Source organism: Streptomyces sp. NPDC004658, assembly GCF_040609555.1.
Classification (GTDB): Bacteria; Actinomycetota; Actinomycetes; order Streptomycetales; family Streptomycetaceae; genus Streptomyces.
In genome coordinates this window covers 31,635-41,788 of record NZ_JBEXKG010000020.1, presented here as the reverse complement: position 1 = coordinate 41,788, position 10,154 = coordinate 31,635, and the positions used below count along the sequence as shown (strand labels likewise).

Genomic DNA, 10,154 nt, shown 5'->3' with positions numbered 1-10,154 from the left:
CCGGGTCTGGTGCGGGGCAGTCGCAGGGTGGTGCGGGGATGCCGTACATGCCGGGTATGGGTGGCTTCGGTGGTGCGGGTGCGGGGCAGACCGCGGCGGTGGAGCCGCCGGACGCGTCGGGGCTGCTGGAGCCGTCGTCGGTGCCGTGGGGCGAGGGTGTGGGCGGTCCGGGGGATGTGTCGGACTTCGGTGGTGTGCCGGTGGAGCCGGGTGTGACGGGGGAGGTGTCGGGTCTGGATCTGCCGGAGACGACTCCGCAGGAGTTCCCGGGTGTGGGGGAGGCCGGGTCTGGTGCGGGGCAGTCGCAGGGTGGTGCGGGGATGCCGTACATGCCGGGTATGGGTGGCTTCGGTGGTGCGGGTGCGGGGCAGACCGCGGTGGCCGAACCGCCGGACGCGTCGGGGCTGCTGGAGCCGGACAGCCTGTTCTGGGACGACGAGGTTCCCGGCGAGGACCCCGGGGAACCGGTCGCGGGCGCCGCCCCGACGGCCGGAGCCGCCGGGGCGGCCCTGGATCTGCCCGCCGCGGGCGCTGCGACCGCACTGTGGGCCACGGCGCTCGGTGGCCGGCACGTCCCGGATGGTGAGCCCCGTGCCGTCGGAGCCGGACGGGAAGCCCAAAGGAGCGGGCAGGACGGCGAGCCGGTCCTGTCGGCGAACGTGTGGGGCGACGATCAGGGCGACGCGCCCGTCGAGTCGGCCCTCGACACCGAAGCGACAGGCGCCGTTCCGGCGGGGCCTGTCACCTCGGCCACCCTGCCCGCACCGGATGCCTTCGCGCCGACTGCGTCTGTCCCGCCCCCCTCGCCCGACGACAAGGCCGGTCTGGCCGCCGCGGCACTCGGGGGTGCCGCCCTCGGCGCCGCGGCCGCCCTGTCCCGGCACGCGGAGCACGGAGAGGACCGTGCCAGGGCAGCGGCGTCCGTACCGGAGAACCTCGAGGACCCCGAGGATCCGGAGGACACGGCCGCCTGGGACCGGACCGACACCACGCTGATGCCCTTCCTGATCTCGACGGCGAAGGGCCAGGAGCCGGCCCGGACGGGCGAGGGGTCTCGCTCCCGGTACTCCGGCGAAGTGCCCGAGACCTGGTCGGGCGTGGCCGTGGACGGCGCCGGCGCACCGGCCGGACCGGCTCGGGCGACATGGCGGCCCGGCCGTTCCGATGCCGCGGCGCCGTCGAACGGTGGGGTGCCGCTGGGGTCCGACCAGCCATTGTGCGGGGACTTCTCGGAAGAGGAACTCGAAGCGCTCGAAGCGGGTCAGACCGCCGAGGCCAAAGCGGAGGCTGACGAGGAGGAGAAGAAGGAACACACCGTCGCTGACCTCCTGGTCCAGCGCCGGGACGTGTGGGGAGATGCCGTCGGCGGCGACGACCTGGGCTGACGAAGACCCGGGCAGCAGGTACGGGAGGGCACGACAGCGGGGAAGGAAGGGACGTTGCGGCGCCAGGTCGTGGCACGGCCCCCCGGCCTTGTTGTTGTCTGCGGAGAAGCAGACCGCCGCTCCGTTGCCCTCCGTTGGCACCGTGACCGTCGCGGCGGCGAGTGACCGTGGAGTGACAGGTGTCGGGATACGAGCAGGAGATCGAGCGGCTTCTCGCCGAGTACAACAAGGAGAGGGAGGAAGCGGAGGAGAACCGTCGGCGTATCAACGCCCTCACTGCGACCGCAACGTCCCGGCGCCGCGAAGTGAAGGTCACCGTCTCCGCCAGAGGGGAGGTCACCGAGGTCGACTTCCCGACCGGTGCGTTTCGCCGCATGACTCCCAAGGAACTCGGCGAGCTCATCCGGTCCACGATCTCCGAGGCCCGCGCTCAGGCCCTTCAGCAGGTCGACGAACTGCCCATGGGGAAAATGCTGTTCGGTCTCAAGCCGTCCGAGCTGCTGACCGGCAACGTCGACATGAACAGCATCCTGCCCAGTGATCCACACACCAGTGACCTGGTGCGCGACTACCTGGAGCATGGGTTCGCCGGCTCGGACCGGCTGATGGAGGACTGACTCTGACCGGCTCGGACCGGTTCCCGCAGGACTGACACCGCGACTGCGGTTCCCATCCCGTACGTCGGCGCGGGGAACCGCAGTCGCGGCGCGTGCGCGACCGGTCAGTGCGCGGTGCCTGCCGCCCACACGGCGGTGCCGGACCGGGAGAGGATCACCACGTTCCCGTCGCTCTGGATGACGAGTTCCGCACCGGTGTTGCCCGCGGTGCCGGATGTCCACAGGCTGGTGTGGTTGGCGCTGTAGACGGCCAGGTTGCCATCGTCCTGGAAGACGGCGTAGTTGCCGCTGCCTTGCGTGTGGGATGACCAGCGGATCGTGCCGTGCTCGTCCGAGATGACCAGATCACCGTCGGCTCGCATGGTGATCCGCATCCGGTCGGAGGCGACGGACTCCCCGGAGTGCAGGACGTACGTGGCGTTGACGACCTTGGTCGACCAGTTCCGCTGTGTGCTGGCCGGCGCCAGGGCCGGAGTCGCCGCGGCCGCCGTCCGGGCCGTGGTCTGCGGCTGTGCCTGCGTTGTGGCCTGACGGGCGGTGGACGCCTGCGTGGAGGCGTGGGACGCGGTGGACGTCTGCGGGTGAGACGTCTGCGCGCTCGCGTGACTGGATGCGGTGGCGGTGGTGTGCGTGGACGCCTGCGGCTCCCGCGCCTTGTCCCCCTCGGCGGGAGCCGTGGCCGTGGATGTGGCGGCGTGGCGCGCAGCGGCCATCGTCGACGCATGCGCGGCGTGCCCGGCCCCCGAGGCGGACGCGGCGGGCGTCGACGCCAGGCCGGTGGCTCGCTTCTCCTGAGCCGGCCGGGGGACCGTGACGCCGTGCTGCGGTGCGGTGTGCGCGTCGTGCAGCGGGCTCGCGGACGTGGAGGGCCGCGCTGTGGGGTGCCCCGGCCCATGGGAGCCGGGGTGTCCAGCCGCCGTGTCCCCGTGACCGGTCGTCGTCCCGGAGGCTGAGCCGTGCCGGTCACCGCCCGGGAGCGTCGGCGACGTGCCGCCCCGCGCGGGAGCGGTGGGCGTCGTCGGTGCGGGGAAGGTGATGTCCGCGCCGGCGTTCCCGTCGGCCACCGGTGCCGATGTCGCGCCGCCCGAGCCGTGCCCGGCCCCTGCCACCGCCACCTTATCGAGCGCATCGGAGGCGTCCGTGGTCTTCTTCTCGCCACCGCTCAGCAGGGGCACGGAGACCAGGACCGCACCGGCGACAGCGGCGGCGGCCACCAGGGGCCAGTGCCCCGACTTCCCGGGCCGGGACGCGGAGGGTCCCGCCGCCTCCTCGCCGGCCGTGCTTGCCGGCTTCGTGGTCCGCCCGTCGTCCGGACGGAACGTGCGCGCGGCGACCTCGGCTTCCGCACGCACCGCGGCGTCCGGTATGGCCGTCACCAGGGGGCGTACGGTCTCCTCGCCCGGCGCGGCGACCGCCCCCGCGGCCGGGGCGCCGACACGTGTGAGCGCTTCGGACACGGCCGCTCCGTCGAGGTCGCCCTCGTGGAGGGGCAGTGCCACGGCTCGTCGGATGTGCGGCTGTCCGGAGGCGGCCGCTGCGGCCGGGGGGCCGCCGGGCTGGGGTGTGCGTACCATCGATGGTCCTTCTTCCATGCTCGGTTCTTCGGTTGCGCGTTGGTCTTCGGCCCGGGCCGACTGCCGGCACCGTCAGGACGCCGGTCCGGGGGCGGACGGCTCCGCGCCGGTGAGGGAGGCGACGGACGACCCGGGCGTCGTCACCGGGGGTGTGAAGGTGATCGCGACCGCTTCCGAGGCGCGGGCAGCGGTCGCCACGGGGCGTCGCGCCGCGGCGGACTCGTCCCGTGCCTGGTGGGGCGACGGCCCCGCGACGGCCTCCGGTCCGTTCTCCATGTGGCCGGATGAGGACTGCGCAGGCACCGCGCCGGCGGGCGCTTCGGCCGTGGGCCCGATGGCGGGTTCCGCCGCGGGTAGGACCGGTTCGACGGGGGACTCGCCAACGACGTCCGCATCGGGGGCAGTCTCCACGACCTGAGGAGCGGACGGGGCCGGAGCAGTCGCGTTGGGGCCGGACACGTCCGGAACCGGCGCCGCGGGCGCCGCCGTCGCCCGCTGGTCCTCCCCCGGCGGCACGGAGGCCGGTGACGAGGAGGCTACCGCCAGGGCAGCGGCCTGTGCGGACACCGTCTCCGCGAGGACGGAACTGGAAGACGGTCCCGTGTCCTGCCAGCCGCGGGGCGCCAGAGCGAGCCCGTGCCGCACCGCCAGCCGGCGCATGCCGTTCAAGACCTCGTCGCCGGCCTCCCCGTGCAGGCGGATCTGTGTACGGTCGCGCACATCATCCTGAAGGGCGGAGAAGAGCCGTTCCAGCGGTTCCCAGACCGTGTCGGGGAGCGCCTGGTCCGGCAGGCCGATCTCCACGGCCATCACATCCGGCATGATGGGTCGCGTCACCGTCTCCGCGGGCGGCGCGCTACCGTTCGGGCCGATCCACAGGCCGGACCGGGTGACCACGACTTGCCACCTGCGGTCCAGCAGCATGGCACCGGGTTCCAGCGCAGGCCGTAGCCCGCTGACCGGCGGCCGCCAGGTGCCCAGGCGCACGGCACCCCCCGTGGCCCCTTCCGGTTCGCAGACGACCTTTTCGATGTATGGACGCCAGGTGGGCTCACCGGCCCCGTCGATGAGCATGGTGCGCGGCGTGAGCGGCCCCGTCGGCGCGGGACGTGCCGGATCGCTCACCAGGAGGGGGAGTCCCGAGCCCACCTCCACCGGTACCCCGAGCAGGTACGCCACCTGCCGGCCCACGGGGAGCAGATCGCTGCCGTCCGCGGAGACCAGGAGCACCGATTCCCGTACGGTTGCGGGCAGAGCGGCCAGCACGTCAGCGACGGCCTGTGCGGGGACCGGGCGGGTGTGCGCCGCACCGACGAGCAGCAGCGGCTGCTCCGCCTGGGGCGGCACGGCGTACCGTAGCGCCTCGACCCCTTCCGGCGGAGTGCCCGCGGGCAGGATGAGCAGTCCGGCCGGTACCTGTTCCACGACGAAGCCGCCCGCGACGGACGGTACGACCCGCTCCACTGCCGGCTGCCACTGGGGCGCGGGGTGACGGGAACCGACGCTCACCGGTTCGCGGCCGGGCGAGAACCGCCGCCAGCCCCCGTGACGTCCTGGCAGGCTCGGCGCGAAGAGAGTCCCGCCCGGGGTGACCAGAGCGGCACCGAGCGGCGCCAGTACGTCTGTTCCCATGGCGTCGCTGAGCAGACGGGCGGCGGCCGGCCGGTCCGCCGACTCCGCAGCCCCGCCCGACATGACCAGGCGAATCAGCCGTCCCGTCGGCGGGGACGGCTTCGTCAGCACGGGCTGCAGCCGCGCGCACAGCGCCTCCGGATCGCCGAATCCGGCACTCACCAGGATGGTGATCTCGTCTTCGGTGGTGCGTAGCCGTGCGGCCGTCTCGGTCAGCGCCTCGTGCGGCCCGCCGGCGGTGTGGACGAGGTGCACGCCGTGCGCTTCGCTGATCGCAAGCTGTCCACGGGCGGAGGAACGCCGACCGAAGCGCCCGCTCACCGGCGCCCCTGCGGACGGCGGGCACGGGGGTGTTCCGGGGACACGCCGGGGCTCCCCAGGAACAGCGGTCTGTCGAAGGGTGCGGTGAGCGTCACCCGCCGGAACATAGCGCAGGGCCGACGCGCCGGACCGGCCTCGTGTCCCGCCCCGTACGCGGTTGTGAACGGGCCGCTCGGCGTGCTGTCGTCGTGTCTCATCTGGGATGTCGCCCGCGCATACCGGCCGCCGGACCGGCCGACCGGGGCGTGACCGTACCGCCGAGCCCGGGACGTAAGTGCACACCGGCGTGCACGAACGGGTTGTCACCGGCGCGGGGAAGCGGCCGAGGGGTTAGCGTGCGACCAAAAGTGAGCCGGCCGGTGACATCGCGTCATGGCCTTGTAAGCGCGCGTCGGTTCGGTTCGGCAAGCGGTGTCGTGGAGGTGTCAGGTGGCCAGGTCCGGAGCGGATCCCGAGAAGCTCGGACAGCACGCGGAGGCGTGGCACTCGACGGGCATCGACTTCCGTGACCTGCAGAACCGTTTCGGTACGTTCCTCGAGAATGTGGCGGCCACTGTCGACCGGTCGGACCCCGTTGCAGCGGCCTTCTGGGAGCGCTGGCACTCCGGGTTCCGGGGGCTGATGGGCGTACTCGAGAGCAGCAACAAGGTGCTCGACGGCACGGGGGCGGGACTTCGCCTGATGGACAAGGGATTCACGGGCATCCAGAACACCACCGAGGATGCTGCTCGTCGGCTGGCGGGTGGTATGGGTGATGGTCTGCCTGGTGGGCCGGCGCGACGCTCGTAGGGTGGTGGGGTGAGGGATGGGTGCTCTGGAGGGGAATCTTCCCCCGGGGGTCAAAAAGCTCCTGGTCGCTTTGACGGGGATTTATTACCCGAATATTCCGCATGAGAAGTGGTTCGAGATGTCGAACCAGTTGCGGGGTTTGGCGGATCATTACGCGGGTGTGTTGCGGGAGGTCAGTCCGTCGGCGGCGTTGGTGTCGGATGCGTTGGAGGGGCCGGCGGCTGAGGAGTTCTCGGCGCATGTGCGTCGGTTGAAGGCGGTGTTGCCGCAGGGGGTGAAGGCGGCGCGGGATCTGAGTGCGTCGTTGCGTGAGACGGCCGTGCAAGTGCAGTACGCGAAGTACATGATTTTGGTTCAGTTGATTTGGCTGGCTTACACGGTTGCGGAGTTGCTGGCGTTCGGGTTGCCGGAAATCGCGGTGGCGGTGTCGCGTGGTGTGGTGGCGGTGGTGCGGCAGATCGCGTGGCAGTTGTTGAAGGCGGTGACGACGGGTGCGGTGGTGGGTGGGCTGATGGAGCTGGGTGTTCAGCTGGTCCAGATGTGGCAGGGGTTCAGGGACCGGTTGAGCTGGAAGGATGTGGCGCTGCAGGCGGGGTGGGGTGGTCTGGGCGGGGCTTTGGGTGGGTTGTTCAGTGAGGTCGGCCGGATGTATGCGCCGAAGCTGGCGGGTGGTCTGCTGGGCACTGTGGCGCTGCAGGGTGCCGGGGCGGCGGCGCTGACGGGGCTGCAGGTCGCGCAGACCGGTGGGGACGACGAGACGGGGTGGTCGCTGCTGGCGGGGTTCGTGGGCAGTCTTCCCGGTGGTGGGCGGCATGGCCGGGGTACTGGGGTGCATGTGGAGGGGCTGGGCGGGCATCTGGGCTGGATGCTGGATCCGCATCTGGCGGGTTCGGGGGAGTGGGACGACTTCCATGGCGTGGAGCTGCCGGCGGAGCAGCGTGATGGTGCCGGGGTGCGGTCGGTGTGGGAGAACACCAGGGGCAGCAGCGGCAGCAGGGGTGGTGGGGATGGGGAGAGCGGTGGGGGTTGGCGTGGTGTGGCGGTGCGGGAGGGTGTGCCGGAGTCGTTGATCGCGGGGTTCGAGAGGTGGGTGGAGGGTCAGGGGGGTTTGCCGGGGCGCGTGGTGGACCGGCTGGCTGCTCGTGCTGTCGCGGCGTATGCGGGTGGTGGCGCGGAGGGTGACGGGGCGGGGCAGGTGCCGGGTGCGGGGCAGCTGCGGCAGTGGGCGGTGCAGGAGCTGGCGGTGCACCGGGCGCAGGAGCATCTGGATGAGGTGTTCGGGGGGTGGCGGGATTCGCCGGCGGCGGCCGGTCTGGATGATGCCGCTCTGGTGCGGGTGCACCGGTACGCGGACCGGTCGCTGCAGGAGCGGCTGCGGGAGGAGGGGTATGCGCGGGCGGTGGAGGGGGTACGGGGTGTGGGTGCGGCGGCGGGCCGGGTGCTGGAGGTGGCGGGACTCGGAGGGGATCGTGGGCAGGCTGGTTATGAGGCGGTGCTGAGCGCTGCGGCCGAGCGTGATACGCGGATCCAGCACGCGCTGGGTGAGTTCGACCGGGTGCTGCCCGCCCCGGTCCGCGCCGGTGACACCACCGCCGGTGACGCCACCGGCGGTGGTGCTTCGGCCGGTGGTGCTGCGCGGGGTGCGGGAGTGGGGGACGGGGGCGCGCAGTTGTCGCCGCTGGGTCATGCGGTGTTGCGGCGTGCTTTCGCCGAGCGGCTGACCGCCGGGCACGACGCGGTGTTCACGCAGCCCGGCCCGCTCGCCGGGCACCATGCCGAGGGAAGCCAGGTGGCCGGGGGTGGCCAGGATGCGGCGGTCGGTGGCGGTGCCGAGGCTGGGGATGCGGTGCGGGTGTGGGAGCGGGAGGTGCGCACGCAGCTGCGGCATCTTCCCGTGCATGCGGTGACGCAGGCGGCGAAGGAGCTGGCGGCCGAGCATGCCCTGCGTGTGGTGGGCGAGGCCGCTGCGGGCGGGGCGTGGGCGGACAGCACGCGGCACCTGGGGAAGGGCTTCGTGCGGGCTTTCGGCCTGGACGACGCGACCGCCTTCCGTGCGGGGGCGGCGGCGGGGCATGTGCAGCAGAGTGCGGCGCTGCACCTTACCCTGCAGGCCGGGCAGCGTCTGGACCACTGGACCGCGCAGGCCCTGCAGAGGTCCACCGCCACCACGGGCCAGGCCATGTTGCGGCACCTGGCGGGTATCGCCGGGATCGGCTCCGGGACGGGGCGGCTTTCCGCGGTGGACGTGGTGCGGCAGGCGGTGACCGAACAGGGCGCCGCACACCACCTCGCCCTGGCGGTGGCGCGTGAGCGTGCGGTCAGCGACGCGCAGAGCGATGCCGGGCGGCTGGCCCGTTCAGCGGGGCTGCCCACGCCTGCGGTCACCCGGGTCGTCGAGCATCACGCGGACACCATCGGCAAGCTGTTCGACGCCACGTTCGCCCCTGCGCACGACGACCTGGCGGGTCCGGGGCCGCTGGACGACCGGCTCGCCGTCTTCAACGAGCGCCGTACCGCCCTCACCCATGACCTGAACAAGGCCCTGACCACCAGCACCCCTGCCGCCGCCTCCGGGCACCCCGAGACCGTTTCCCGGGACACGACCGCCGCCACGAACTCCCTGCGTCCCGTCCGCGGTCTGCTCCCGGACACCCAACCCGTCAAGCCCCGGCCCGCCACCGAAACCAGCGCGGACACCACCCCCCATATCCCCCGCGCCGGCCGGGATGCCAACCCCGGCATCCACACCGAGACCGGCCCTGCCCCGCTGCCGGGCCTGGAGGGCAGCACACCCCGGGCACGAACGAACCGGCCGGTGCAGACGACCGCCGCCGCCGAGGCCGGAACTGCCCACCCGCCGTCCTCCGCGCCCGTGAGGGGCCTGCTGCCCGACACCTCGTCCGCCAAGCACCCCTATGGTCCCGCCCGGCTGGACGCCCTCCTGGAAGGCGAGGGACAACAGAACACTCCGTACTGGGTACTGCGGGCGGAGACAGCCACCGCTGACACCGACGCCCTGCAGCAGGAGGCGCTCCGCCGACGGCTGGCACGGCTGGAACCGGGCACCCCGGAGCACCAGCGCGTACAAGCGGTACTCGACACCTGGACGACACCCCAGCAGACGTCGGCCCCGCGCGCGAGCGAGGTACAGGCCGGCCGTCAACCGGCTGCCGGACCTGGCGAATTGCGCATGCCCGCCGCAGCGGAGCGCGATGCCGAGCACCTTCGACCGGATCCCCTGCCCGCTGTCCGCGACGTCGAGCGGAACGACCTTCCTTGGCGCCACGAGGCAGCCCCGCCCCGGCGACAGGGCGAAGCGGACGCAGGGACCGCGACAGCCCACGAGAGCGCGGAAAGCGCAATCCCCCTCGGATCCCAGGCGTCGGAGAGGGGGTCACGACACCGTGCCGCGGAGACAGCCAGGTACGTTGAGACCTGGCGAGTCCGGGAAACCGTCGCGTCCTCGGCCGAGCGCCTCGTGGCCAGAGCGGCGAGCGAATCCTGGCAGCAAGCTGTGGCGGAGTACGCACCGCGCTTCTCCGACGCCTTCGGGCTGACGGACCCGGACGGCAGGCCGTTGCTCCGCGCGGCGAGCCGTGCCGAGATCGACCGGGCAGCGGACACCCTCACCCGGCGGGCACACCAGGCCATCGACCATCGCATCGCCACCGGCCCCGCGATGGCCACCTGGCCGAGCGGCCAGGCACACCGTGTTGTCGGAGATCAGCTCACCGAGCGGACGGCGGCCCTGCACCTGGCGATGGCGCGCGCCCGTGCCCACGCCGCCGCCGACGCCCTACGGGAAACGAACGAGCTGCTGTCCGGTACACACGTGA

At 72.7% G+C, this 10,154-nt stretch carries 6 protein-coding genes (1 of these 6 only partly in view); 4 read left to right on the top strand and 2 right to left on the bottom strand.

The features are described from left to right. Window positions 1-38: 38 nt before the first annotated feature. Together ABZV94_RS10505 and ABZV94_RS10500 are read left to right on the top strand one after the other, a co-directional pair. Window positions 39-1,385: a hypothetical protein gene (locus ABZV94_RS10505; RefSeq protein ID WP_356339358.1), complete on the top strand. Its 1,347-nt coding sequence runs from the start codon at window positions 39-41 to the stop codon at window positions 1,383-1,385. Between the two features lie 179 nt (window positions 1,386-1,564). Next, window positions 1,565-2,002: a YbaB/EbfC family nucleoid-associated protein gene (locus tag ABZV94_RS10500; RefSeq protein ID WP_356339356.1), complete on the top strand. Its 438-nt coding sequence runs from the start codon at window positions 1,565-1,567 to the stop codon at window positions 2,000-2,002. A 104-nt stretch (window positions 2,003-2,106) separates the two neighbouring features. On the opposite strand, the gene ABZV94_RS10495 is transcribed toward ABZV94_RS10500, so the two are convergent. Both ABZV94_RS10495 and ABZV94_RS10490 read right to left on the bottom strand, forming a co-directional pair. Further along, window positions 2,107-3,576 (bottom strand): hypothetical protein, encoded by a 1,470-nt coding sequence (locus ABZV94_RS10495; protein ID WP_356339355.1) that lies wholly within the window; start codon window positions 3,574-3,576, stop codon window positions 2,107-2,109. Between the two features lie 72 nt (window positions 3,577-3,648). Further along, window positions 3,649-5,463 carry a hypothetical protein gene (locus ABZV94_RS10490; RefSeq protein ID WP_356339353.1) on the bottom strand — a complete coding sequence of 605 codons (1,815 nt, stop codon included), beginning with the start codon at window positions 5,461-5,463 and terminating at the stop codon, window positions 3,649-3,651. A 495-nt stretch (window positions 5,464-5,958) separates the two neighbouring features. On the opposite strand from ABZV94_RS10490, the gene ABZV94_RS10485 reads away from it, so the two are divergent. Both ABZV94_RS10485 and ABZV94_RS10480 read left to right on the top strand, forming a co-directional pair. Beyond that, entirely contained in the window at window positions 5,959-6,318 is a 360-nt protein-coding gene (locus ABZV94_RS10485) for a hypothetical protein (RefSeq protein WP_356339350.1), read from the top strand. Between the two features lie 16 nt (window positions 6,319-6,334). Further along, window positions 6,335-10,154, top strand: partial view of a hypothetical protein gene (locus tag ABZV94_RS10480; protein WP_356339348.1) — the 5' end (the start) only. Its footprint extends 25,211 nt past the window's final position; 3,820 of the gene's 29,031 nt are visible here — the first part of the coding sequence; the start codon lies at window positions 6,335-6,337; the stop codon falls past the right edge of the window.

Bases quoted from the DNA above. Each gene is read 5' to 3' on its own strand.
- ABZV94_RS10505 (WP_356339358.1), top strand. From the start codon at position 39: ATGCCGTACATGCCGGGTATGGGTGGCTTCGGTGGTGCGGGTGCGGGG.
- ABZV94_RS10495 (WP_356339355.1), bottom strand. From the start codon at position 3,576: ATGGTACGCACACCCCAGCCCGGCGGCCCCCCGGCCGCAGCGGCCGCC.